This window comes from Streptomyces asiaticus, from assembly GCF_018138715.1.
Taxonomy (GTDB): Bacteria; Actinomycetota; Actinomycetes; order Streptomycetales; family Streptomycetaceae; genus Streptomyces; species Streptomyces asiaticus.
Map to the genome: position 1 here is coordinate 115,191 of NZ_JAGSHX010000006.1, position 26,386 is coordinate 141,576.

The following is a 26,386-nucleotide window of genomic DNA, read 5'->3' on the forward strand; positions in this document are numbered from 1 at the left end:
TCCACCATCGACTCCTGGCGCTATCGCGTCGCGTGGAAGCAGCTGCCGGACCCCGCCACCGCGCCGACGCTCAGCGGAACCTGGCTGCTGCTCGTGCCCTCCGGGCTGGAGGAGCACCCGGCCGTCCACGCCACCGTCCAGGCGCTGGATGCCCATGGCGCGGCCCATGAAGTCCTGTCGCTCGATGGCGTGGAGGCCCGACGCGACGCCCTCGCCCCACTGCTCTCACACCTCCCCGACGGCAGCACACCCGAGGGCATTCTGAGTCTGCTCGCGCTCGACCAGACGCCCCACCCCGACCACCCGGCCGTCCCCACCGGGCTGGCCGCCACGGCCGCCGTTGTCCAGGCCCTCGGCCAGACGCCGCTGATCGCGCCCCTGTGGTGCGTCACCCAAGGTGCGGTGGCCGCCACCGCCACCGATCCGCTCCCCCACCCGCACCAGGCCCAGATCTGGGGTATGGGCCGGGTCGCGGCGCTGGAGCACCCCCACCTCTGGGGCGGTCTCATCGACCTCCCGGCCGACGTGGACGCCCGTACCCCCGCTCGTATCGCCGCCGTACTGGTGCCTGGTCAGCCCGAGGACCAGGTGGCGATCCGCGCCACCGCCCTGGCCCGCCGGCTGGAGCGCGGCGCCTGCCCGGACACCGCGCCCACCGCGTGGCGCCCCGCCGGCACGACCCTGATCACCGGCGGCACCGGCGGTCTGGGCGCCCATGTGGCCCGCTGGCTCGCCCGCCAGGGCGCACCCCGCATCCACCTCGTCAGCCGCTCCGGCCCCGACGCACCCGGCGCCACCCAACTCGCCCAGGAACTCACCGCGTTGGGCACGGCCGTCGCCATCACGGCCTGCGACGTATCCGACCGCACCGCACTCCGGCACCTCCTCGACACCATCCCCGCCGAACACCCCCTCACCGCCGTCGTCCACGCCGCCGGGCTCGCGGAGAACATCCCGCTCGCCGAGCTGGACCTTCCGGGGATCGCGGCGGTGCTGCGGCCCAAGGCGCTCGCGGCCGCCCATCTCCATGAGCTCACCGAGGACCTCGACCTCAGCGCCTTTGTGCTCTTCTCGTCCGGCGCGGCCGCGTGGGGCGGTAGCCGACAGCCCTCGTACGCCGCCGCCAACGCCTATCTGGACGCCCTCGCCGAGCACCGCCGTGCCCGTGGCCTGCCCGCCACCAGCCTCGCCTGGGCACCGTGGAGCGATGCGGGCATGGCCGCCGACGAGGCCGTCATCGACTACTACCGCCGGCGCGGGATGCGTCCCCTGGACACCGACCTCGCCATCGCCTCGCTCCAGCACGCCCTGGACCACGCCGACACCACGATCACCATCGCGGACATCGACTGGGAGAGGTTCCCAGCCGGTTTCACCGCGCAGCGGCCCAGCCCGCTGCTGTCCGACCTGGCCGCCACCGCGTCGCCGGGCGCCGATGCCACCCCGGACGTCGACGCGACGTTGAGCAGCTCGCTGCAGCGGCAGCTGACCACCGGCTCCCCCGCCCAGCAGCATCAGCTCCTGCTCCATCACATCCAGACGCATGCCGCCGCGATCCTCGGCCATCCGACCATCGACGCGGTCCCACCCGCCCAGCCGTTCCAGGAGCTGGGGTTCGACTCCCTCACGGCCGTCGAATTCGGGCACCGGCTCTCCGCCGCCACCGGGCTCGACCTTCCGCCCACCCTGGTCTTCGACCACCCCACCCCCAAGGAGCTGGCCGACTATCTGCGCGAGCGGCTCGTCGAGGGGCAGCTGACCTCCGAGGGACATCTGCTCTCGGAGCTCGACCGGTGGGACTCGGTCTCGGAGCCATCGGCGGTGGACGAGGCGGCCCGTCGCCGGATCACCGGGCGGCTGCGGCTGCTGCTGGCCAAGTGGAGCGACACGGAACGGGAAACGGAGCGTTCCACGGCCCACAGCGAGCTCGAGACGGCGACGGCAGAAGACATCTTCGACCTCATCTCCGACGAGTTCGGAAAGTCCGACGAGCTCGGAAAGTCGTGAGCCCGATGACCCCCATCCTCCGCGACGCGCCAAGGAGCCTCCGCTAGATGTCGAACGAAGAGAAGCTGCTCGACCACCTCAAGTGGGTCACGGCCGAGTTGCGCCAGACCCGTGAGCGTCTGCGGGAGGCCGAGTCCGCCGAGCCGGAGCCCATCGCGATCGTGGGCATGGCCTGCCGCTATCCGGGCGGGGTGCGGTCGCCGGAGGAGCTGTGGCGGCTGGTGCGGGACGGCGAGGACGCCGTCTCCGGCTTTCCCACGGACCGGGGTTGGGGCGTTGAGGAGCTGTTCGACCCGGATCCCGAAAGCTATGGGAAGTCGTATGTGGACCAGGGCGGATTCTGTTACGACGCGACCGGGTTCGACGCGGCCTTCTTCGACATCAGCCCCCGTGAGGCCCAGGCCATGGACCCCCAGCAGCGGCTGCTGCTGGAGACCGCGTGGGAGGCGTTCGAACGCGCCGGGCTCAATCGAGCGGCGCTGGGCGGCAGCAACACCGGGGTGTTCGCCGGGGTGGGTTCGCACGACTATCTGTCGGTCATCGGCGACATCACCAGCGAGGTGGAGGGCTATGTCGGCCCCGGGAACCTCGGCAGTGTGGTGTCCGGACGGGTGGCGTACTCGCTCGGCCTGGAGGGGCCCGCGGTCACGGTGGACACCGCGTGTTCCTCGTCGCTGGTCGCCATCCACCTGGCGTGTCAGGCGCTGCGCAACGGCGAATGCGATCTGGCCCTGGCCGGTGGGGTGGCCGTGATGGCGACGCCCGGCGCCTTCATCGAGTTCTCCCGTCAGCGCGGCATGGCCCCGGACGGCCGCTGCAAGCCGTTCGCGGCGGCCGCCGATGGCACGGGGTGGGGCGAGGGCGCCGGGTTGGTCGTCCTGGAGCGTCTGTGTGAGGCGCAGCGCCGCAACCGCCGTGTCCTCGGGGTGATCCGGGGTTCCGCGGTCAACCAGGACGGGGCCAGCAACGGTCTTACGGCGCCGAACGGGCCGTCGCAGCAGCGGGTGATCCGGCAGGCCCTGGCCAACGCGCAGCTGTCCACCGCCGAGGTGGACGCGGTCGACGGACACGGTACCGGGACCACCCTCGGCGATCCGATCGAGGCGCAGGCGCTGCTGGCCACGTACGGCCAGGGCAGGCCGGAGGACCGGCCGCTGTGGCTGGGCTCCGTCAAGTCCAACCTGGGGCACACGCAGGCAGCCGCCGGTGCGGCCAGTGTGATCAAGATGGTGATGGCGATGCGGCATGAGCTGCTGCCCGCCTCGCTGCACGTCGACGAGCCGACGCCGCACGCCGACTGGGCGTCGGGTGCGGTACGGCTGCTGACCGAGCCGGTCGCGTGGCCGCGCGGGGAGCGTCCGCGCCGGGCCGGTGTGTCCGCGTTCGGGATCTCCGGTACGAACGCGCATCTGATCCTGGAGCAGGCACCCGAACCCGAACCGGCCGAGGCCGCCCCCGCGCCGGACACGTCGGGGGGCGGGGTGTCGGCAGGTGGTGTGGTGCCGTGGGTGGTGTCCGGGCGTGGCGCCGAGGCATTGCGCGGTCAGGCACGCGCACTGGCCGAACGAGTGGCCGCCGACCCCGAAGCATCGCCGGCGGAAGTCGGCTGGTCACTGATCGCCACCCGGTCCGTCTTCGACCACCGCGCCGTCATCGTCGGCGAACACCAAGACGAACTCCTCACCGGACTCAACGCCCTGGCCGCCGGCACCACCCACCCCACCATCATCGAACCCAACACCATCACCAGCGGCGGCATCGGACCAGTCCTGGTCTTCCCCGGCCAGGGCTCCCAATGGCTCGGCATGGGCGCCGGACTCCTGGACGCCTCCCCCGTCTTCGCCGCCCGCGTCGCCGAATGCGAACAAGCCCTCACCCCCCACGTCGACTGGTCCCTGACCCAAGCCCTGCGCGGCGGAGTCAACGCCGCCGACCTCGCCCGCGTCGACGTCGTCCAACCCGTCCTATGGGCCGTCATGGTCTCCCTGGCCACCGTATGGGACCACCACGGCGTCACCCCCACCGCCGTCGTCGGCCACAGCCAAGGCGAAATCGCCGCCGCCTGCGTCGCCGGAGCCCTCTCCCTCGACGAAGGCGCCCGCATCGTCGCCCTCCGCGCCCACGCCCTCCGCCGCCTCACCGGCCACGGCGCCATGGCCTCCCTCACCCTCAGCCACAACCAAACCCAAGAACTCCTCACCAAACTCGGCGAACCAGCCCGCAACGTCGGCATCGCCGCCGTCAACGGACCCGGCTCCGTCGTCATCTCCGGACCACCGGACCAGGTCGCCCACACCGTCACCGCATGCGAACAAACAGGCCGCCGCGCCCGGCTCATCGACGTGGACTACGCCTCCCACAGCGCCCAAGTCGACGAAATCGCCGAGGAGTTGAAGGAGGTGCTGTCGGGGATCGAGCCCGTCCAGGCCGAGGTGGCGTTCTACTCGACCGTCACCGGCACCCGCATGGACACCAGCGGGCTCGACACCACCTACTGGATCAAGAACCTCCGCGAACGAGTCCGCTTCGCCGACGCCATACGAGCACTCCTCGACGACGGCCACCGCGTATTCATCGAAGCCAGCACCCACCCCGTCCTCACCATCGGCATGCAGGAGACCTTCGAGGAAGCCGGTGTGCCCGCGGCCGCGGTGCCGACCCTGCGCCGGGACCACGGCGACCACGCCCAGTTGCTGCGCTCGGTGGCGCAGGCGTTCACCGCCGGGGTCACCGTCGACTGGACCCGCTGGTTCCCCACCGACCCCACACCCCGCACCATCGACCTGCCCACCTACGCCTTCCAGCGGCGGCGGTACTGGCTGGACGGGCGGGGTGGCCACAGTGGCGACCCGGGAGACCTCGGGCTGGGGTCCGCCGAGCATCCACTGCTCGGCGCCGCCGTGGAACTCGCGGAGGGCGGCGGCACCCATCTGCTGACCGGCCGCCTGTCGCCGCGGACTCATCCGTGGCTGAACGACCACCGGGTGCTGGACACCGTCCTGCTGCCGGGCACCGCCTTCGCCGAGCTCGCCCTCCACGCGGCCGCGCGGACCGGCTGTGACCACGTGGCGGAGCTGACCCTGCACGCACCACTGGTGGTTCCGCAGGGCGAGGCGGTCGATGTGCAGATCGCCGTGGCCGCTCCCGACCACAGCGGTGAGCGTCCGATCACGGTGCATTCACGGCCGGCGGCCGACACCGGCGACGCGGCCTGGACCCGGCACGCCACCGGGGCGCTCGCCACCTCCGCCGCATCCAACTCCGCGGCTATGAAGGCGGCTTGGCCGCCTCCCGGGGCGACACCGCTGCCCGTCGAGGACTTCTACCGGCAGCTCGCCGACCACGGCTACCACTACGGACCGTCCTTCCAGGGCCTCACCGCCGCGTGGCGGCTGGACGGCGATGTCTACGCCGAGGTGTCCCTGCCCGAAGGGGAGCGCGAGGGCGCGGCCGCGTACGGCATCCATCCCGCCCTGTTCGACGCCGCTCTGCACGCCCGTGCCCTGGACGTCGCCCCCGACTCCGAGGACGCGCACCGCATCCTGCTCCCGTTCGCCTGGAGTGGTCTGCGGCTGCGCGCCACCGGCGCGGACACCCTGCGGATCCGCATCACCCCGACGGCATCGGACCGGCTCACCCTGCTCGCGGCCGATCCGACCGGCGCGGCCGTGGCCGTCGTGGACGATCTGATCCTGCGCCCGGTGCCGGACGGGCAGTTGGGGCGGGCGCGTGCGGCGGGCAGGAATTCGCTGTTCCAGCCGGTCTGGACGCGGCTGACACCGGCCGAGGGCGGCTCCGCGGGCCGTTGTACCGTGATCGGTCCTGAGGGCGGTCCCCTGGCCGACGCGCTGCCCGACGCCTCCCACCTCCCGGATCTCGCGGCCGTGCGGGCGGCCGTGGCGGACGGGGCCCCGGCCCCCGATGTGGTGTTCGCCTTCTTCGGCTCTTCCGCCGACGGCCGGGACGATCCGGTGGAGCGCGCCCATGACCTGAGCAGGGAGGCCCTCGGGGTGCTGCGGGAGTTCCTCGCCGCTTCCGAATTCGCCGACACCCGGCTGGCGGTGGTCACCCGTGGGGCGGTCGCCCCGCAGAGCCATGACGATGTCCACGATCTGCCCGCCTCCGCCGTGTGGGGTCTGGTGCGCAGCGCTCAGTCGGAGAACCCCGACCGGGTCCTGCTGCTCGACCTCGACGGAATCGACCCCGACGGAGTCGGCCCCGACGGAGTCGGCCCCGACGCACGGGACGACTCGCGGCGGGCCCTGGTCGGCGCCGTGGCCTCGGGCGAGCCCCAGCTGGCGCTGCGCGACGGGGTGGCGTACGTACCGCGGCTGGTCCACGACGACGCTGCCAAGCGGCTCACCCCGCCGGAGGGGTCGGCCGCGTGGCGTCTGGGGCTGACCGGCCACGGCAGCCTGGACCAGCTCGCGCTGGTCGACTGCCCGGACACCACCCGCCCGCTGGGCCGGGGCGAGGTCCGGGTGGCGCTTCGGGCGGGCGGGGTGAACTTCCATGACGTCGTCGTGGCGCTGGGCATGGTGGAGGACCCCAGGCCACTGGGCGGCGACGGTGCGGGCGTGGTCGTCGAAGTGGGGCCCGGTACCGCGGAGTTCGCGGTGGGCGACCGGGTCATGGGTCTGTTCAACGGCACCGGACCGCTGGTCGTCACCGACGTCCGGATGATCACCGGGATCCCCGCGGGCTGGTCCTATACACAGGCGGCCACCACACCGTCCGCCTTTCTCACCGCCTACTACGGCCTCGCCGATCTCGCGGGGCTGCGGGCCGGGGAGAAGCTGCTGCTGCACGCGGCCACCGGTGGGGTGGGTCTGGCGGCCGTGCAGCTGGCTCGCCACTGGCAGGCCGAGGTGTTCGCCACTGCGGGACCCACGAAGTGGCACGCCCTGCGGGAGCGCGGTTTCGACGACCGTCATATCGCCTCCTCGCGCACCCTCGACTTCGAGGAGGTCTTCCGCACCGCCGCCGGATCCGTCGACGTGGTGCTCAATTCCCTGGCCGGTGACTTCATGGACGCGTCGTTGCGGCTGCTGGCCCCCGGCGGTCGCTTCATCGACATGGGCCGGACCGACGTCCGCGACCCCGAGGAGGTCGGAGCTCGCCATCCGGGGATCGTCTACCGCGCGTTCGACCTGGTCGGCGGGGCGGGTCCGGACCGCATCCAGCAGATGCTGGCCGAGTTGTCGACGCTGTTCGAGAACGGGACGCTGCAACCGCTGCCGACCACGCTGTGGGACATCCGCAGGGCCCCGGAGGCATTCCGCTACTTCAGCCAGGCCCGCCACATCGGCAAGATCGTGCTGACGCTCCCGACCGCCCTCGATCCGGAGGGCACGGTCCTCATCACCGGTGGCACAGGCACCCTCGGCGCCGCCACCGCCCGCCATCTGGTGGCCCACCACGGCGTACGGCGGCTGCTGCTCATCAGCCGCCGGGGCCCCGACGCCCCGGGGGCCACGGAGCTGGCGGCCGAACTGACCGAACTCGGCGCACACGTGTCCATCGCGGCGTGTGACGCGGCCGACCGGGCCGCCCTGGCCAAGCTGCTGGAGACCGTTCCCGACCGCCATCCGCTCACCGCCGTCGTCCACGCGGCCGGGCTGCTGCGCGATGCCACGGTCGAGGCGCTCACGCCCGATCGGCTCGATGAGGTGTTGCGGGCGAAGGCCGACGCGGCGTGGAATCTGCATGAGCTCACCCGCGACACCGGGCTGTCGGCGTTCGTGTTGTTCTCCGCGGCCGCCGGGCTGCTGGGCGCCGCGGGCCAGGGCAACTACGCGGCGGGCAACGCCTTCCTGGACGCGCTCGCCGTGCACCGTCATGCCCAGGGCCTGCCCGCCACCTCCCTGGCCTGGGGGTACTGGGCCCAGGCCACCGGGATGACCGGGGGGATGACGGATGCCGACCGGGCGCGGCTGGCGCGGGCCGGGATGGTGGGGCTGGAGACCGAACAGGGTCTCGCACTGCTCGACATCGCGCTCGACAGCGGTCTGCCAACCCTGGCGCCCATCCGGCTCGACCTGGCCACCATGCGGCGTGAGGCCCATGCCGACGATCTGCCGCCCCTCTTCAGGAGCCTGGTGCGCGGCGCCGCCCCGCAGGCGGCCACCGGGGCCATCGCCTCGGGCGGGGCGGCACCCGCGGAGGCGTTCGCCGCCATGTCCGGGGAGGACCGGCAGCAGACGCTCCTGAAGCTGGTGCGCAACGCCACGGCGACGGTGCTGGGCCATGACACGGCGGATGCCGTCCACCCCACCCAGAACTTCCGGGAACTGGGCTTCGACTCGCTGACCGCCGTGGAGTTGCGGAACCGGCTGGGCGCCGCCACCGGTCTGCGGCTGCCCGCCACGCTGGTCTTCGACCACCCCACGCCCACCGCGGTGGTGCGGCTGCTGGAGGAGCTCCTGGTCCCGGCCGGGGTCACATCGGCGGACTCGCTCCTCACCGGCCTCGACTCCCTGGACGCCGCCTTGACCGGGGGGATCGCCGACCGGGAGCAACGGGCCCGGATCGCGGCCCGGCTGCGCGAACTGCTGCGCAAGGCGGACGGCCCGTGGCAGGACGCGGACGGCGACGCCGACGCCGAGGCGGATCTGGCGTCGGCCAGCGACGAGGAGTTGTTCCGGGCGCTCGACAACGAACTGACCGTCTCCGACGACGGCCTCCGATGAACCAAGACCACTGGAACAGGACCACGGGATCAAGACCACTGGACCAGGACCGCTGGGCCAAGACCACCGGACCAGGACCGCTGAATCAGGACAGCCGTGACGATCGGGTTGATGCGATATGACGGATGACGAGAAGCTCCGCAGCTATCTCAAGCGGGCGACCGCCGATCTGCGTCTGGCCAGGCGGCAGTTGCGCGAGGTCGAGGACCGTGCCCGGGAGCCCATCGCCATCGTCGGGATGGCGTGCCACTTCCCCGGCGACGTGGCGACCCCCGAGGACCTGTGGCGGGTGGTGGACGAGGGGGTGGACGTCATCTCCTCGTTCCCCGAGGACCGTGGCTGGGACCTGGAGAACCTCTACGACCCCGATCCCGAGCACGCCGGTACCAGCAGCGCCCGCGAGGGCGGGTTCCTGCGCGATGTGGCCGACTTCGACGCCGAGTTCTTCGGGATCAGCCCGCGTGAGGCCGCGGCGATGGATCCGCAGCAGCGGCTGCTGCTGGAGACGGCGTGGGAGGCGTTCGAGCGCGCGGGGCTCACGCGGGAGGCGCTGAGCGGCAGTGCCACCGGGGTGTTCGCCGGGGTGGACTCGTACCACTATCTCTCGCTCATCGGCCAGACGACGAGCGACTCGGCGGGCTATGTGGCCACCGGGAACCTCGGCAGCGTGGTCTCGGGCCGGGTGTCGTACTCGTTCGGCCTGGAGGGGCCCGCGGTCACGGTGGACACGGCGTGCTCGTCGTCACTGGTGGCCACGCATCTGGCCGTGCAGGCGCTGCGGCAGGACGAGTGCTCGCTGGCCCTCGCGGGCGGGGTGACGGTGATGGCCACGCCCGGTGGGTTCACCGAGTTCTCGCGTCAGCGCGCGCTGTCCCCGGACGGGCGGTGCAAGGCGTTCGCCGCGGCGGCCGACGGCACGGGCTTCTCCGAGGGCGTCGGCCTGGTGCTGCTGGAGCGGCTGTCGGACGCACGGCGCAACGGGCACCGGGTGCTGGCGGTGATCCGGGGCTCGGCGGTCAACCAGGACGGTGCGTCGAACGGTCTGACGGCGCCGAACGGGCCCTCGCAGCAGCGGGTGATCCGGCAAGCACTGGCCAACGCCGGGCTGTCGCCGTCCGAGGTGGACGCGGTGGAGGCACACGGTACGGGCACGACGCTGGGTGATCCGATCGAGGCGCAGGCCCTGCTGGCCACGTACGGAGTGGACCGGCCGGAGGGACGTCCGCTGTGGCTGGGCTCCATCAAGTCCAACATCGGGCACACCCAGGCCGCCGCCGGGGTGGCGAGTGTCATCAAGATGGTGCAGGCCCTGCGGCATGAGGTGCTCCCCGTCTCGCTGCACATCGACGAGCCGACCCCGCATGTGGACTGGGGTGCGGGTGCGGTGCGGCTGCTGACCGAACCGGTCGCGTGGCCGCGCGGGGAGCGTCCGCGCCGGGCCGGTGTGTCCGCGTTCGGGATCTCCGGTACGAACGCGCATCTGATCCTGGAGCAGGCACCCGAACCCGAACCGGCCGAGGCCGCCCCCGCGCCGGACACGTCGGGGGGCGGGGTGTCGGCAGGTGGTGTGGTGCCGTGGGTGGTGTCCGGGCGTGGCGCCGAGGCATTGCGCGGTCAGGCACGCGCACTGGCCGAACGAGTGGCCGCCGACCCCGAAGCATCGCCGGCGGAAGTCGGCTGGTCACTGATCGCCACCCGGTCCGTCTTCGACCACCGCGCCGTCATCGTCGGCGAACACCAAGACGAACTCCTCACCGGACTCAACGCCCTGGCCGCCGGCACCACCCACCCCACCATCATCGAACCCAACACCATCACCAGCGGCGGCATCGGACCAGTCCTGGTCTTCCCCGGCCAGGGCTCCCAATGGCTCGGCATGGGCGCCGGACTCCTGGACGCCTCCCCCGTCTTCGCCGCCCGCGTCGCCGAATGCGAACAAGCCCTCACCCCCCACGTCGACTGGTCCCTGACCCAAGCCCTGCGCGGCGGAGTCAACGCCGCCGACCTCGCCCGCGTCGACGTCGTCCAACCCGTCCTATGGGCCGTCATGGTCTCCCTGGCCACCGTATGGGACCACCACGGCGTCACCCCCACCGCCGTCGTCGGCCACAGCCAAGGCGAAATCGCCGCCGCCTGCGTCGCCGGAGCCCTCTCCCTCGACGAAGGCGCCCGCATCGTCGCCCTCCGCGCCCACGCCCTCCGCCGCCTCACCGGCCACGGCGCCATGGCCTCCCTCACCCTCAGCCACAACCAAACCCAAGAACTCCTCACCAAACTCGGCGAACCAGCCCGCAACGTCGGCATCGCCGCCGTCAACGGACCCGGCTCCGTCGTCATCTCCGGACCACCGGACCAGGTCGCCCACACCGTCACCGCATGCGAACAAACAGGCCGCCGCGCCCGGCTCATCGACGTGGACTACGCCTCCCACAGCGCCCAAGTCGACGAAATCGCCGAGGAGTTGAAGGAGGTGCTGTCGGGGATCGAGCCCGTCCAGGCCGAGGTGGCGTTCTACTCGACCGTCACCGGCACCCGCATGGACACCAGCGAGCTCGACACCACCTACTGGATCAAGAACCTCCGCGAACGAGTCCGCTTCGCCGACGCCATACGAGCACTCCTCGACGACGGCCACCGCGTATTCATCGAAGCCAGCACCCACCCCGTCCTCACCATCGGCATGCAGGAGAGCATCGAGGAGGCGGGGGTCGACGCGGTCACCATCCCGACCCTGCGGCGCGACCACGGTGGCCCCGCCCAGCTGGCCCGGTCGGTGGCGCAGGCGTTCACCGCCGGGGTCACCGTCGACTGGACCCGCTGGTTCCCCACCGACCCCACACCCCGCACCATCGACCTGCCCACCTACGCCTTCCAGCGGCGGCGGTACTGGCTGGACGGCGAGGGCGGGCCGGGGGGCGATCCGGCCGATCTGGGGCTGACGGCCGCCGGACATCCACTGCTCGCCGCCGCCGTGGAACTCGCCGACGGCAGCACTCACGTGCTCACCGGCCGGATCTCCACGCGGTCCCATCCGTGGCTCGCCGAGCATGTGGTGGCGGGTGCGGTGCTGGCGCCGGGCGCGATGCTGGTGGAGTGGGCGCTGCGGGCGGCCGACGAGGTCGGCTGCGGAGGGGTGGAGGAGTTGGCGCTCCAGGTTCCGCTGGCGCTGCCCGAGTGCGGTGGGCTGCGGGTGCAGGTGGTGGTGGGTGCCGCGGCGGAGGACGGGCGGCGTGAGGTGCGGATGTACTCGCGCCCCGACCGTCCCGACCGTCCCGACCGGCCCGACCGGCCCGACCGGCCCGACGGCCCCAACGGCGTCGGCCCCGCCCCGGCCCTCGATTCCGACCCGGACACGGAGTGGGTGTGTCATGCCGTGGGCGTGCTCGCGCCCGCCGCCGACGCACCCGCGCCGGTGGAGGGCCTGGGCGGGGCATGGCCGCCGCCGGGCGCGGAGCCGCTGGACGTCGGCGCCTTCTACGAGCAGGCGATGGCGGCGGGGTACGGCTACGGCCCCGCGTACCAAGGGCTGACGGCCGCGTGGCGCCAGGGCGGGGATGTCCTCGCCGAGGTGGCGCTGCCCGATGCCGCCGGAGGCCGGGACGGATTCGGCATCCATCCGGTGCTGCTCGACGCGGCGCTGCACACGTCGCTGCTGATGGACCGGCCCGAGGGACAGGAGGACGACGGCCAGGTGTGGTTGCCGTTCGCCTGGAACGGCGTGTCCCTGTGGGCCACCGAGGCGGCCACGGTACGGGTACGGCTGTCGCGGGACGAGGAGCGGCAGTCGCTGCGGCTGACGGTGGCGGACACGGTGGGCGCGCCGGTGCTGACGGTCGACTCACTCGTCACCCGTCCGGCCGCGACGGACCGGCTGCGCACGGCCACCCGCACCGTGGACGGGCTGTTCACCCTGGACTGGACGCCGCTGCCCGCTCCGGCCACCGCGCCGTCCCCCACCTCGGTGGTCGGCGACGGCGGTTGGGTGGTGCTGGGTGAGGACCGGCTGGGGCTGGCGGAGCCGGTCCGGGCGGACATGGGCGATGCGGTGGCGTGCCATCCGGACCTGGAGGCGCTGATCGCGGCCGTCGACTCGGGCGAGCCCGCCCCTGCCGTCGTCCTGGCCCAGCCGTACGCCGCCGAGGGCGGCCACGGGGACGGGCTGGAGGCGACCGAGGAGTTGCTGGGGCTGGTGCAGTCCTGGCTGCGGCGCCCGGCGCTGGCCGACACGCGGCTGGTGGTCGTCACACGTGACGCGGTGGCAACGAACAAAAGCACCGATGGCGCCGATGACATCCACGACAACACACTGGACCCGTCCGGTGCCGGGGCATGGGGGCTGATCCGCAGCGCCCAGTCGGAGAACCCGGGCCGGTTTGTGCTGCTCGACCTCGCTGAGAGCCACGAGAGCCACGAGAGCCACGAAAACCGCGAGGGCCTCGTGGCGGCCGTGGTGCGCGCGATCGAGGCGCATGAGCCCCAAGTGGCGGTGCGGGGCGGACGGGTGCTGGTGCCCCGGATGGTCCGCGCGACGGCCACGGCCGGCCCCGCCATCGACGGCCAGGACCAGGAGGACACCACCCGACTCGGCACCGATGGCACCGTACTGATCACGGGTGGCACCGGCACCCTGGGCGCTCTGGTCGCCGAACACCTGGTGCGCACATGGGGAGTCAGGCATCTGCTGCTGGTGAGCCGGAGCGGCCCCGAGGCCGCCGGAGCCGATGAACTCACCGACCGGCTGGTCGAGTTGGGGACTCGGGTACACATCACCGCAGCCGATGTCACCGACCCGGACGCGGTGGCCGAGCTGGTCGCCGGGGTCGATCCCGCACATCCGCTGACCGGTGTGATCCACGCGGCCGGGGTGCTGGACGACGCCGTACTCACCACCCAGACCCCGGAGCGGCTGGCGCGGGTGTGGCGCCCGAAGGCCACGGCCGCGGCCCATCTACACGCCGCGACCGCGGAGCTGCCGCTGTCCCTGTTCGTGATGTTCTCCTCCACGGCGGGCACACTGGGCGCCTCCGGACAGTCCAACTACGCCGCTGCGAACGCCTATTGCGACGCCCTGGCCGCCCGGCGCCGCGCCCTCGGTCTGCCGGGGCTCTCGGTGGCGTGGGGCCTGTGGGCGGATGCCAGCGGGATGACCGGGCATCTGGGGGAGACGGACCGGGCCAGGATGAGCCGGTCGGGTATCGGGGCGATGTCCAGCGAGCGGGCGCTGGGGCTGCTCGACGCCGCCGTGCGCCATGGCCACCACCATCTGATCGCCATCGACCTGGACGTACGGGCGCTGGCGGGTCAGCCGGCGCTCACCCTGCCCGCTCCCCTGCGGGCGCTCACCGGAGGCGTTACGACCCGGCGTACGGCGGCCACCGCCCGGCCGCACACCGACTGGGCCGGTCATCTGGCCGCGCTGCCGGTGGCGGAGCAGCGCCGTACGCTGCTCAATCTGGTCCTCACCCATGCCGCTGCGGCGCTGGGCCACTCCGACCCGGGGCGGATCCAGACCGAGCGCGGCTTCCTGGAGATCGGCTTCGACTCGCTCACCGCGATCGAGCTGCGCAACAGGCTGACGGCCGTGACCGGGCTGCGACTTCCCACCACTCTCATCTTCGACCACCCGAATCCGGCCGCGCTCGCCGTCCATCTGCACGCGGAATTGGCGCCCGAGGATGTGGATCCGCTTTCCCCCATGCTGGGGGAAATCGACAGGCTGGAAACCGCGCTGCTTTCCGTGGCCCAGGACGGGACGGCGCATGAGGCGCTGCTGAAGCGCCTTCAGTCCACGCTGTCGAAACTGGGCGCCCTGCACGACGGCGGGACGGAGGAGGGCCAGGCGGCAAGCCGTATTCAGGACGCCACGGCCGACGAGATCTTCCAGTTCATCGACCAGGACCTGGGCCGGAGCGAAAGCGACGGAGAGCATGCACATGGGGGCACACGGTGATTGATGAGCGAAGCCGGAAGAAGCTCATTCTCGAACACAGCCGCCGGATGAACGCCGCGGATATCGACGGGCTTCTCGAACTCTACGCGGACGAGGTCACCTTCGAGGATCCGGTCGGATCGGGGCGCAGGACCGGGCGGGACGCCCTTCGTGCGCATTTCGAGGAGCTCGCCGCGGCGGGTATCACCGAGATTCCCGGTGAGCCGGTCGCGGGGCAGGACGGGGTGCATGTCCTGGTGCCGGTGACGGCCACCATGGACTATCTGCCCAAAGGCCCCGGCTTCGCCGAGCGCGGCTGGCTGACGGCCCCGGACGCCCCGGAGAACTCCCGTATCACCTGGGACTACGTCCTGATGATGCGCGCGGGGTCCGGTGGCCTCATTCAGGAATTGCAGATGTTCTGGGGGAGGTCGGACATTGGTATCGCCGGCTGATCCCCCACGACCCCGGCACCGCACAGGAGGCGTTCATGGCCGATGAGGCGACCCTCAAGAAGATGGCTCTGGAATACGCCCGGCGCATGAACGAGGGTGATGTCGAGGCCGTATTGGAGCTCTTCTCGGACGACATCGTCTTCGAGGACCCGGTCGGCGCGCCCCCGCTCATCGGAAAGGACGCGCTTCGCGAACACATCGCCTGGTCCATCGAATGCCAGGTGCACGAGACCCCGGGCCGTCCGGTCACCTCGATGGACGGCCGCAGGGTGGCGGTGCCGACCACGGTCACGGTGTACGCGCCGGCCAAACTCACCTTCAGCATCATCGGCGTGATCGAACTCGGTGATGACGGACTGGTCCATCACGCCCAGGCGTTCTGGGGCATCACGGATACCAAAGTGGGCGACGGCCCCGAACTCACCGGTGTCGCGCATTTCATGGCGGTCACCCAGAACCTCGCCAAGATGGTCCAGGCCAAGGGCAGCCCCAGTCCGATGTAAAGCCGTAAGCGGTGAAGGGACGAAAGCGAAACCATGACCGAACCCACACACGGAATCGTTCTGGGCGGAGGCTGGGCGGGAATGCTGGCTGCCCATGTGCTGGCCCGCCATGTGGAGCGCGTCACCGTCGTGGAGCGCGATGTGCTGCCGGACGGCCCCCGGCACCGCAAGGGATCGCCGCAGGGACGCCATGTCCATGTGCTGTGGTCCAGCGGAGCGCGCATCGTGGACACACTGCTGCCGGGCATGATCGACCAACTGCTCGACGCGGGCGCCCGCCGGATCGGATTCCATCAGGACCTGGTGACCTTGACGTCCCACGGCTGGCAGCACCGCTTTCCACCGCGGCAGTACGCCCTGATGTGCACCCGTCCGTTCCTGGACTGGAAGGTCCGCGACCGGGTGCTCGCCACCGGGCGGATCACCGTCCGCCAGCGCGCCGAGATCCTCGATCTGGTCGGCGACGCCAAACGGGTCACCGGGGTCCGGGTGCGCGACATGGACACCGGGGCGGGCGAAACCCTGGAGGCCGATCTGGTGGTCGACGCGTCCGGGCGCGGTTCCCGGCTCCGGCACTGGCTGTCGGCGCTGGAGGTGCCGCCGCTGGAGGAGGACATCGTCGATGCGGGCATCGCCTACGCCACCCGCGTGTACCAGGGTCCGCCGGGCGCCGCGGCCGGATTCCCCGCCGTCAACGTGGCCGCCGACCACCGGCTGCGCGAACCGGGCCGGTTCGGGGTGGTGTATCCGCAGGAGGACGGCACCTGGATGGTGACCCTGTCGTGCACCCGGGGCGCCGGACTGCCCACCCACGACGACGAGTTCCTGCCCTACGCGCGGACACTGCGCCATCCGCTGGTCGCCGATCTCATCGCGCTCGCGAAGCCACTGACCTCGGTGGCCGTCTCGCGGGTCGGCGCCAACCGGCGGCTGTATCCGGAGCGTCTCGACATCTGGCCGGAGGGGCTGCTGGTGCTGGGGGACGCGCTGGCCGCGTTCAACCCGATCTACGGCCACGGCATGAGCTCGGCGGCTCGCGCGGCCGCCGCCCTGGACACCGGGCTCCAGCGGTCCGGGATCGCCGGGGGAACCACGCACCGGATCCAGCAGGCGATCAGCACCACCGTGGACGACCCCTGGATCATGGCCGCGTCCAAGGACGTGGAGTACGTCAACTGCCGGATGAACACGACGGATCCACGGCTGACCGGCGGGGCCGTGGCGCGGCAGCGCTTCTCCGATCTGATCGCCGACCGGTCGATCCGCTCCTCGGCGGTGTGTGATGTGGTGACCGACGTCATCAGTCTCACCGCCCCGCAGTCCGAGCTGGCGTCCAGCGGCTTCCTTTCGCTGATGCAGAAGGACCGGGTCCTCCCGGAGCTCACGGAGCCGCCGCTGACCGCCGATGAGCTCGCGCTGGTGGATCTGAGCCCGCGCAGCGCAGTGGGTGCGGGCGGCTCATGAGCAACGAGGAAAAGCTCGTCGACTATCTCAAGTGGACCACCGCCGAGCTCCATGAGACCCGGCAGCGGCTGCGGGAGGTCCAGGAGGAGCTGGAGGAGCCGATCGCCGTCGTCGGCATGGCCTGCCGCTTCCCCGGCGGGGTGCGCAACCCGGCCCAGCTGTGGGATCTGGTGGCCGACGGGCGGGACGCCGTCTCCAGCTTCCCCACCGACCGGGGCTGGGACCTGGAGAACCTCTACCACCCCGATCCGGAGCACCACGGCACCTCGTACGTCCGGGCCGGCGGCTTCATCTATGACGCGGCCGACTTCGACGCGGAGTTCTTCGACATCGGCGCCCGGGAGGCGGCGGCCATCGAACCGCAGCAGCGGATGCTGCTGGAGCTGGCGTGGGAGGCGACGGAGAGCGCGGGCATCGATCCGCACACCCTGCGGGGCAGCCGGACCGGCGTCTACACGGGGGTGATGTACCACGACTACGCCTCGCGTCTGGACGAGATCCCCGAGGGTCTGCTGGGCCATGTGGGCAACGGCAACGCGGGCAGTGTGTCCTCGGGCCGGGTGGCGTTCACCCTCGGTCTGCGGGGCGCGGCGGTCAGCCTGGACACCGCGTGTTCGTCGTCGCTGGTGGCGATGCATCTGGCGGCCGGGGCGCTGCGGCGGCGCGAGTGCACGCTGGCGCTGGCCGGTGGCGCCGCCATCATGTACACCGCGAGCGTGTTCCAAGTGGCCTCCAGTCAGCGCCAGTTGTCGCCCGATGTCCGGTGCAGGTCGTTCGCGGACGCGGCCGACGGCATGGTGTACGGGGAGGGCGCCGGTCTGCTGCTGCTGGAGCGGCTGTCGGACGCACGGCGCAACGGCCATCCGGTGCTGGCCCTGGTCCGCGGCTCGGCGATCAACCAGGACGGTGCCAGTACGGGCATGGCCGCGCCCAACGGCCCCGCTCAGCAGCAGCTGATCCGTGACGCGCTGGCGAACGCCCAATTGTCCACGGGGGACGTGGACGCGGTGGAGGCGCATGGCACGGGTACCGCGTTCGGTGACTCCATCGAGCTCCAGGCGCTGCTCGCCACGTACGGGCAGGAGCGTCCGGACGACCGGCCGCTGCTGCTGGGATCCATCAAGTCGAACATCGGCCATACGCAGGCCGCCGCCGGAATGGCCGGTGTGATCAAGATGGTGATGGCGATGCGCCGGGGCGTGCTGCCGCGTTCGCTCCACATCGACCGGCCTACCCGGCTGGTGCACTGGCGCAAGGGCGCGGTGCGGCTGCTGACCGAGCGGATGGACTGGCCACGGGTGGACCGACCACGGCGGGCCGGTGTGTCCTCCTTCAGCGCCAGCGGTACCAACGCCCATGTGATTCTCGAGGAGTTCACCGAGTCGGTGGAACACTCCGCCGACGCCGGTGGCGCTCGCGACCCCGGGGTGGTGCCGTGGGTGCTGTCCGCGCGGGGCGCGGCGGCGCTGCGCGGCCAGGCCCGTGCGCTGGCCGCGCATACGGCAGCCGCTCCCGGGCTCTCCCCCACGGACGTTGGCTGGTCACTCGTCACCACGCGGTCGGTGTTCGACCACCGGGCGGTCGTGGTCGGCCGGGGGCCGGACGAGCTGCGAGCGGGGCTGGCCGCGCTGGCGGCCGGTGAGCCGCATCCCTCGGTGGTGGGGCCCGGTGTGGCCCGTACCGGCGCGGCGGCCCCGGCGAGCGGGACGGTCTTCGCCTTCGGTGGCGAGGGCGGCCATCCACCGGGGACGGGCGCCGGGCTGTACGGCCGGTTCCCCGTCTTCGCCACGGCCTTCGACGAGGTCGGCCAGGTGCTCGGGGTGAAGGGGGTAGCCGACGTGTCCTCCCGGGCCGGGCTGTTCGCCCTCTACATCGCGCTGGCCCGGCTGCTTGCCTCGGTGGGGGTGCGGCCCGACGCGGTGGTGGGCTGTGGGGTCGGTGAGATCGCGGCGGCGCACATCACCGGCGCTCTGGACCTCGCCGACGCGTGCCGGCTGGTGGCCGCCGGCGCCGAGCCGGGCGCGGTGGAGTACGAGCGGCCGCCCATGCCCTCGCTCGACGAGACCGGTGCGGTGTGGGAGCCGGGGCCCGGGGCGATGCTGCCCTCCGCCCCGGCCGCGCTGGTGCTGTCGCCCTTCCGTGGCGAGGGGTCCGAGGTGCGGGAGCTGATGTGCGGCCTGGCCCGTATGCACACCATGGGCGCCACCGTGGACTGGGCCGCCCTGTTCGACGGCGATCCGGCTCCCCGCGCCGTCGCGCTGCCCACGTACGCCTTTCAGCGACAGCGCTTCTGGCTGGAGAACGAGGCTCCGGCGGATGCCGTGCCCACGGTGGAGACCTGGGCGGAGGCCGAGTTCTGGGATGCCGTGGAACGTACGGACGCGGCGGCCCTGACCCGGGCGCTCGAGGTGCCCGCCGGCCGGCGGGAGGCGCTCGCGGAGCTCCTGCCCGCCCTGGCCACCTGGCGGCGGCAGCGGGAGTGGCGCCACCGCATCGTCTGGAAGCCCCTCCCCGACCCACCGGCACCACGGCTGACCGGCACCTGGCTGGTCGTGACGTCCGGCGACGGCGAGGACGCACCCATGGTGGCCGCCGTGACCACCGCGCTGCGCGACCATGGCGCGGAGACCGTCGCGTTCGACCCGAACACCACGCCGTCCCTTGCCGGGCGGCCGGTCGCGGGGGTGCTCTCCCTGCTGGCGCTGGATGACGCTCGGCCGGCGTCCGACGACGGTCGGGGCCCGGCGCTGGCCCCGACCGTGGAGTTGTTCGAGACGCTGCGGCGGGCCGGGGTCGAGGCCCCGGTGTGGTTGGCCACCCGCGGTGGCGTCAGCGTCGACGTGGGCGATCCGATGTCCCGTCCGGAGCAGGCCGGGTTCTGGGGCCTGGGGAGCGCGCTGGCGATGGAGCGTCCACGCTGCTGGGGCGGGCTGGTCGACCTGCCCCACTGGTTCGACGACCGCGCGGGGCGGCGGCTCGTGGGGGTGCTGGCCGGGGCGTACGGCGAAGTGGAGGTGGCCGTACGAGGCGACAGCTGCTTCGCCCGGCGCCTGGTGCGCGATGTCCCCACGGCCCTGGCCACCCCCGCCCGACGGCTCCGGGGGACGGTCCTCATCACGGGCGCCGCCACCGCCCTGGGCGCCCACACCGCCCGCTGGGCGGCCGAGGACGGCGCCGAACACCTGCTGCTCATCGACAACACCGCGCCACCGGCCGCCGACCTGGTGGCCGAGCTCGGCGCCTCGGGCGTACGGACGTCCGTGGCCACCCTCGACGTGGCGGACCCGGAAGCACTCGCCGCGGCCGTCGCGGGCCTTCCCGCGGAGTTCCCACTGACGGCCGTCCTGCATCTCACGGCGCCCCTGGCCGCGGAGGCGGGGCAGCTGGAGATGGCGCGGATCGAGCGCGAGTGGGCGGCCACGGTGGCGGGCGCGGAGAACCTCGGCGCCCTCGGCAGCGCCCACGAGCTGTCGGCCCTGGTGCTCGGATGCTCGGTCGTGGGCGTCCTGCCCAGCCCGGGTCTCGGCAACCAGGCGCCGGCGCACGCCTACTTGAGCGCGCTCGCCCAGGAGTGCCGGGCAAGGGGAGTTCCGGCGACCTCGGTGTGCTGGGGCTCGATCGACGACCCGGACACGGCCGTCGGCGCCGCCAAGCAGCTGCGCGCCAACGGGCTGCCCGCACTCCCCCAGCGCTCGGCCGCCGCCCTGCTGCGGCAGGCGGTCATGGCGGACACGGCGTCCGTGGTCATCGCGGACATCGACGGGGCCTGGATGACCGCACACGCCTCCGAGCTGGGAACACATCGGCTCTTCGATGACGTCTCCGGCCCTTCGAACACGCCGCATACGCACCGCGGTCGGTGACCGACGCCGACCGGCCCCAACCAGGCGGGAGTACCCATGAACGCACACACCAAGGTCAACAACCACACCCCCGGCGACGCCACCGAAGCTCAAGGAGACGGATCCGCGATGCAGACGGAGAAGAGCGAGACCGCACTCGACGGGACGGCGCTGCACCAGGCGCTCGCCATCGCCACCGCCGAGGAGCGCGAGGACATCATGCGGGAGACCGTACGGACGCAGCTGGCCGACATCCTGGCGCCCACCGTGGTGGACGACGACAGCAACTTCCTGGAGAACGGGCTCACTTCGCTGACCGCTCTCGAGCTCACCCGCAATCTGATGACGCTCACCGACGTGGAGATCCCCCTCGTCGCCATTCTGGAGTACCCCACCCCCACCCAGCTCGGCCACTACCTCGCCGAGGCGTACGCCGCGGTCAACTCCGGTGACGGCGCCACGGCCTAGTCCGGCCCGCGGGGCACAACGCCGCGCGGGAGGGGGATCAACCCCTCCCGCGCGGCGTTTTCGGTGCTACGGGGCAGGTGTGTCAGAAGGCGCACTCCACATGCTTGATGGCCTCGACGAAGCTGGCCACCAGCCGCCGGGGCTTCCCCACCGTACGGATCTCCGGCAGCCGGCTGAACAGCTCGCGGAAGAGCACCGTGACCTCCATCCGGGCGAGATGGGCACCCAGGCAGAAGTGCGGTCCGACCGACCCGAAGGTCATATGGGGATTGGGGTCCCGGGTGATGTCGAACTCGTAGGGGTCGGGGAAGACGTCCTCGTCCCGGTTGGCCGACCAGTAGAAGAGCAGCAGCTTGTCGCCCTCCGTGAAGCGGTGGCCGTTCACCTCGCAGTCACGCCGGACGGTGCGCCGCATCCAGTTGATGGGGGTCGCGACCCGCAGAATCTCCTCGACCGCGCCCGGCGCGTAGGTCTCGAAGTCGGAGAGCAGCAGCTTCCGCTGCTCCGGGTGGTCGCTGAGCAGCACCAGACCGCGGGAGATGGCGTTGCGGGTCGTCTCCATTCCGGCGACGACGAGCAGGATGAAGAACGACGAGAGCTCTTCGGGGCTGAGCCGCTCACCGTCGATCTGCGCCTGCACCAGCCGGGTGATCAGATCGCCCGTGGGGTTGCGGTTGCGGTCGGCGGCGAGCCGTGCGATGTAGTCGGCGAGTTCATGGGAGGTCTTCAGCAGGGCGGCGGTGGCCTGATCGGCCCGGGGAACATATTCGGGGTCGAAGGTGCCGACGATGATATTGGACCGGTCGTAAATGAACTCGTAGTCGTCGTCGGGAATCCCCATCATGCCGCTGAGCACCGCGATCGGCATGATCGCCGCGACCTTCCGGACGAAGTCGCCGGGCCCTTCCGCGATGAGGTCGTCGACAATCTTCCGGGCCGCCTTGCGGGAGGCCGCCTCGAACTCGGCGGCCATTCCGCGGCCGAACGCGCGGGAGACCAGTCGGCGCATCCGGGCGTGCTGGGGATTGTCCATATTGATCATCGATCCGAAGAAGTTGTTGAACTCCTCCGGCAGATCGATGATGCTGATCGCGGTGGGCTCGGAGCCGAAGTCCTGCGGACGCCGGCTCACCTCGGCGATATCGGCGTGCCGGACCATCGCGTAATAGCCTGACCCCTGCCCGAACCCGGGCATGACCGGCTCGCGGAAGAGAACGGGCTCCGGCCGTCCGCGCAGCGCGGCGAAGGCGGCGTCGCGGTCGCCGTAGGGCTGTGCCCAGAAGGACAAGTCGGTGAGATCGATGTTGTCGATTTGGGCGAACCTGGATTCCGGGGGATACACGGCGCCTCACTTCAGCTCGGAGTATACGGTCGGCAAGGAGGTGGGTCGGCATGAGAGTATGAATCGCCCGGCCATCCAGCATCTCGCCCCCCGCTAAAGCGCCGCTAATCCGCGCGCACATCACATCCCCAGCGGTCGAATCGGATTGGGCGGTCCGGCTAGAATTCCGCCATGGATCTCTCCGTGCCCGTAACCGACGATGTGAAATTGCATTTCCGGCACCGGCCGGGAACGGCGTCGCTTCCCTTTCTCCTGGTCCATGGCATGGCGTCGAGCGCCCGGCTGTGGGACGAGGTCGCCGACCATCTGGCCGCCGCGGACCATGCGGTGTACGCGGTGGATCTGCGCGGCCACGGGGACTCCGACACACCGGAGAGCGGATACGACATCCCGACCGCGGTCGCGGATCTGGTGGCCGCGTCCGCCGCCCTCGGGCTGGACCGGGTGGTGGTGGCCGGTCACTCCTGGGGCGGCAATATCTCGGTGCGGCTGACCGCCGAGCACCCCGAACTGGTCGCCGCGCTGGCCCTGGTGGACGGCGGCTGGCTGGAGCCGGCCAAGGCGTTCCCCTCCTGGGACGCGTTCGTCGGGGCGCTGCGGCCGGCGTCCCTGGAGGGCGCCACCGTGCAGAGCGTGAGCGACTACTTCCGCGCCATCCACCCGGACTGGTCACCGGCGGCGATCGAGGCCGCGGTGGACACCATGCGGGTGAACGCGGACGGGTCGCTGTCCCGGCGCATGTCCACCGAGCAGCACATGTCGATCCTGCACAGCATCTGGAACGAGCCGCCGAGGCCGTGGTACCCGGCCATCGACGTGCCCACCCTGCTGATGCCCGCCATCCCCAAGGGCGCGGACGCGAAGTGGGCGGACCGCATCCGCTCCCGCATCAGGGAGACCACGGCCGATCTGCGCCATGCGACGATGCGTGAATACCTCGACTCCGAGCACGATCTGCACGCCCAGCACCCGCGGCGGGTGGCCGATGATCTGCTCGACCTGGCCCGCGGCCTCCAGCCGGTGAGCAACGCTCGCTGACCGCCGGGCAGCGCCCCGAAGGGGCGCGGGGCTGTGTCGATGTGCGGCTCCGCCGCGCGGGCGCGACCGGCCACGACGGCGCCGCAGTCGGCCGACGACGCATCGCGACACTTCCTGCGGAGCGCTCAGGCCCCCCGCAGGGTCTCGGCCCGCTTCTCGATCGCCGAGATCAGCGCCCCGACCGTGGCCTCGAAGATCTGCTCGTCCGCCACCTCGGCGAGTTCGGTGCTCAGGCGGGTGATGTTCGGGAATGCCCGCGGGTCGACCAGCCGGTACTCGCGGGTCCAGGCGGACTCGTCGGCCGCGCGGGCCTCCGCGTCGAAGAGGAAATAGGCGGCCTGCTGACCGACGTAGGCGAGGAGTGAGTCCGCGACCATGCGGTAGTGGAGGGCCGCCTCGGCGCCCTCGAGTCCGGCCTCCATGACGGCGCCGAGGATGAGTTCGACGACCCGGAACTCATTGGGCCGCCGGGTGGTCCGGCTCGCCATGGCCGAGCCCACCACCGGGTATTTGAGGGCGACCGCAAGCGAGCCGTCGGCGAGCGCCCGGATGCGCCCCTTCCAGTCGAGGCCCTCGGGGATGCTGTCGAGCACCTCGCCGAGCGTGCGGTCCGCGACGGACAGCAGCAGCTCGTCCTTGTCTCGAAAGTGCCGGTAGATCGCGGTCGGGTCGGCACCGAGCTCCTCGCCCAGGCGCCGGACGGTGAAGGCGTCCTCGCTGCCGCGGGCCGCGATGCGCAGGCTCGCCTCGATGATCGCGTCGGGCGTCAGCTGACTGCCTGCGCGCTTGCTCCGGGCCGTGTTGGCGGGTGACTTCGGCATGGTGCGGCCAGTGTATCGATCCAGGAAACGATCAGCGCAATACCGTTGACAACAGCATTGCGCTGCCGTTCACTCCTCCACAACAAACAAGCCAGCGGGTCAGCCCGCCGAGCCGGAGGTTGCTTCGATGGCACAGCGCAGCCAACAGGCCGACACCGTTTTCGTGGGTGGCCGGGTCTTCACCGGGGCCGGAACACGGCCCACCCCGGTGGACGCCGCCGTCGCCGTGGGGGGAGGCCGGATCCTCGCCGTGGCCGACGCGAGCACGGTGTGGTCGCTCGCCGGCGCCACCACGGAGGTCGTCGACCTGGAGGGCGGGCTGCTCGTCCCCGGGTTCCAGGACGCCCATGTCCATCCCGTGGTGGGCGGAGCCCTGATGCTCGGCTGCGACCTGGGTGGGCGGAGCACCGCCGAGGGCTGTCTCGCGGTGGTGGCCCAGTACGCCAAGGACCATCCGGACGCGGCCTGGCTCCGCGGCGGCGGCTGGTCCATGGACAGCTTCCCCGGTGGTACGCCGACGCGCGCCATGCTCGACGCGGTGGTGCCGGACCGGCCCGTCCTGCTCACCAACCGCGACGGCCACGGCGCCTGGGCCAACACCCGCGCACTCGACCTCGCCGGGGTCGACCGCCACACCCCCGACCCGGCGGACGGCCGGATCGAGCGGGAGCCGGACGGCGCCCCGGCGGGCACCCTGCACGAGGGCGCCGTGGAACTGGTGGCCCGCCATATGCCGGTCGCGACACCGGACGAGGCGTACGCCGGTCTGCTCGCCGCGCAGGAGTACCTCTTCTCGCTGGGGGTGACCGGCTGGCAGGACGCCATGATCGGTGCCTTCCCCGGCAACCCCGACAACTTCGACGTCTATCTGCGCGCGGCCCGTGAGGGCTCGCTGCTCGCCCGCGTCGTCGGCGCCCTGTGGTGGGACCGCGAACGCGGCCTGGAACAACTTCCCGAGCTGGCGGAGCGCCGCCGCACCGGACAGGTGGGCCGCTTCAACGCCACCAGCGTGAAGATCATGCAGGACGGCGTGGCGGAGAACTTCACCGCGGGAATGCTGGAGCCCTACCTCGACGGCTGTGGCTGTCCCACCGCCAACTCCGGACTCAGTTTCGTCGAACCCGCCCTGCTCACCGAGGCGGTGTGCGCACTCGACCGCTCCGGCTTCCAAGTGCACTTCCACGCGCTCGGCGACCGCGCCGTCCGTGAGGCCCTCGACGCGCTCGCCGCGGCCCGCACCGCCAATGGCGTCAATGACAACCGGCACCACATGGCCCATCTCCAGGTCGTCCACCCCGACGACATCGGGCGCTTCGCGGGCCTGGAGGTGGCCGCGAACATCCAGGCGCTGTGGGCGGCGCACGAACCGCAGATGGACGAGCTGACGATCCCGTTCCTGGGCCCCGAGCGAGCCGCCCTCCAGTACCCGTTCGGGGATCTGCGGCGCGCCGGGGCCCGTCTGGTCGCGGGCAGCGACTGGTCGGTGAGCAGCCCCAACCCGCTGTGGGGCATCCATGTCGCGGTCAACCGCACCGTACCCCCGCAGGAGTCACCCGGCGCGGCGTACGCGCCGTTCTACCCCGAGCAGGCCCTGTCCCTGGCCGAGGCGCTCACCGCGTACACGGCGGGCAGCGCCTGGGTGAACCACCTCGACGACGTGACCGGCACGATCGAGGAGGGCAAGTGCGCGGATCTCGTGGTGCTCGACCGCGACCCGTTCGCGGGCCCCTCCCAGGAGATCGCCAACGCCCGGGTGCGCCGGACCTATATCGACGGTCGGCTCGTCTTCGCCGCGACCGACTGACGTATCCCCGCTACTTCACCGAGC

Annotated in this window: 11 protein-coding genes and 1 pseudogene; 10 read left to right on the forward strand and 2 right to left on the reverse strand. The window is 71.8% G+C overall.

Going from position 1 to position 26,386, the window contains the following annotated elements:
• The first annotated feature begins 93 nt into the window (after positions 1–93).
• The 8 genes and pseudogenes from KHP12_RS50835 to KHP12_RS08195 all read left to right on the forward strand — a co-directional run bounded on the left by KHP12_RS50835 (position 94) and on the right by KHP12_RS08195 (position 21,357).
• Complete coding sequence (locus KHP12_RS50835) at positions 94–2,007, forward strand: beta-ketoacyl reductase (RefSeq protein WP_308289549.1); 1,914 nt, start codon at positions 94–96, stop codon at positions 2,005–2,007.
• A gap of 47 nt (positions 2,008–2,054) precedes the next feature.
• The gene (locus KHP12_RS08165; protein ID WP_211832253.1) at positions 2,055–8,696 is read left to right on the forward strand and encodes a type I polyketide synthase; all 6,642 of its coding nucleotides are present in this window, start codon (positions 2,055–2,057) and stop codon (positions 8,694–8,696) included.
• A 118-nt stretch (positions 8,697–8,814) separates the two neighbouring features.
• A complete protein-coding gene (locus KHP12_RS08170; protein WP_211832256.1) occupies positions 8,815–14,646 on the forward strand; it encodes a type I polyketide synthase in 5,832 nt (1,943 codons plus the stop codon).
• A 47-nt stretch (positions 14,647–14,693) separates the two neighbouring features.
• Positions 14,694–15,080 (forward strand): nuclear transport factor 2 family protein, encoded by a 387-nt coding sequence (locus KHP12_RS08175; protein ID WP_244202766.1) that lies wholly within the window; start codon positions 14,694–14,696, stop codon positions 15,078–15,080.
• A gap of 35 nt (positions 15,081–15,115) precedes the next feature.
• Complete coding sequence (locus KHP12_RS08180; protein ID WP_086881670.1) at positions 15,116–15,583, forward strand: nuclear transport factor 2 family protein; 468 nt, start codon at positions 15,116–15,118, stop codon at positions 15,581–15,583.
• A gap of 33 nt (positions 15,584–15,616) precedes the next feature.
• On the forward strand, positions 15,617–17,047 hold the full coding sequence (locus KHP12_RS08185; protein WP_086881669.1) for an NAD(P)/FAD-dependent oxidoreductase: 1,431 nt from the start codon (positions 15,617–15,619) through the stop codon (positions 17,045–17,047).
• Positions 17,044–20,658 (forward strand): annotated as a pseudogene (locus KHP12_RS08190) (type I polyketide synthase); the annotation flags it as partial. The gene KHP12_RS08185 and the pseudogene KHP12_RS08190, both read left to right, overlap by 4 nt.
• A gap of 288 nt (positions 20,659–20,946) precedes the next feature.
• A complete protein-coding gene (locus KHP12_RS08195) occupies positions 20,947–21,357 on the forward strand; it encodes an acyl carrier protein (RefSeq protein WP_051574009.1) in 411 nt (136 codons plus the stop codon).
• 82 nt (positions 21,358–21,439) lie between these two features.
• Here the strand turns inward: KHP12_RS08195 and KHP12_RS08200 are convergent, their stop codons facing one another.
• Entirely contained in the window at positions 21,440–22,699 is a 1,260-nt protein-coding gene (locus tag KHP12_RS08200) for a cytochrome P450 (protein ID WP_086881667.1), read from the reverse strand.
• A 171-nt stretch (positions 22,700–22,870) separates the two neighbouring features.
• Here KHP12_RS08200 and KHP12_RS08205 point away from each other — a divergent pair, with 171 nt between their 5' ends.
• Positions 22,871–23,737: an alpha/beta fold hydrolase gene (locus tag KHP12_RS08205; protein ID WP_086881666.1), complete on the forward strand. Its 867-nt coding sequence runs from the start codon at positions 22,871–22,873 to the stop codon at positions 23,735–23,737.
• A gap of 125 nt (positions 23,738–23,862) precedes the next feature.
• Here KHP12_RS08205 and KHP12_RS08210 read toward each other — a convergent pair whose 3' ends face one another.
• Positions 23,863–24,558, reverse strand: a complete 696-nt coding sequence (locus KHP12_RS08210; RefSeq protein WP_086881665.1) for a TetR/AcrR family transcriptional regulator — start codon at positions 24,556–24,558, stop codon at positions 23,863–23,865.
• A 127-nt stretch (positions 24,559–24,685) separates the two neighbouring features.
• On the opposite strand from KHP12_RS08210, the gene KHP12_RS08215 reads away from it, so the two are divergent.
• Entirely contained in the window at positions 24,686–26,362 is a 1,677-nt protein-coding gene (locus tag KHP12_RS08215) for an amidohydrolase (RefSeq protein ID WP_211832293.1), read from the forward strand.
• Positions 26,363–26,386: the final 24 nt, after the last annotated feature.

Bases quoted from the DNA above. Each gene is read 5' to 3' on its own strand.
- KHP12_RS08165 (WP_211832253.1), top strand. From the start codon at position 2,055: ATGTCGAACGAAGAGAAGCTGCTCGACCACCTCAAGTGGGTCACGGCC.
- KHP12_RS08170 (WP_211832256.1), top strand. From the start codon at position 8,815: ATGACGGATGACGAGAAGCTCCGCAGCTATCTCAAGCGGGCGACCGCC.
- KHP12_RS08175 (WP_244202766.1), top strand. From the start codon at position 14,694: ATGAACGCCGCGGATATCGACGGGCTTCTCGAACTCTACGCGGACGAG.
- KHP12_RS08180 (WP_086881670.1), top strand. From the start codon at position 15,116: ATGGCCGATGAGGCGACCCTCAAGAAGATGGCTCTGGAATACGCCCGG.
- KHP12_RS08185 (WP_086881669.1), top strand. From the start codon at position 15,617: ATGACCGAACCCACACACGGAATCGTTCTGGGCGGAGGCTGGGCGGGA.
- KHP12_RS08195 (WP_051574009.1), top strand. From the start codon at position 20,947: ATGAACGCACACACCAAGGTCAACAACCACACCCCCGGCGACGCCACC.
- KHP12_RS08205 (WP_086881666.1), top strand. From the start codon at position 22,871: ATGGATCTCTCCGTGCCCGTAACCGACGATGTGAAATTGCATTTCCGG.
- KHP12_RS08210 (WP_086881665.1), bottom strand. From the start codon at position 24,558: ATGCCGAAGTCACCCGCCAACACGGCCCGGAGCAAGCGCGCAGGCAGT.
- KHP12_RS08215 (WP_211832293.1), top strand. From the start codon at position 24,686: ATGGCACAGCGCAGCCAACAGGCCGACACCGTTTTCGTGGGTGGCCGG.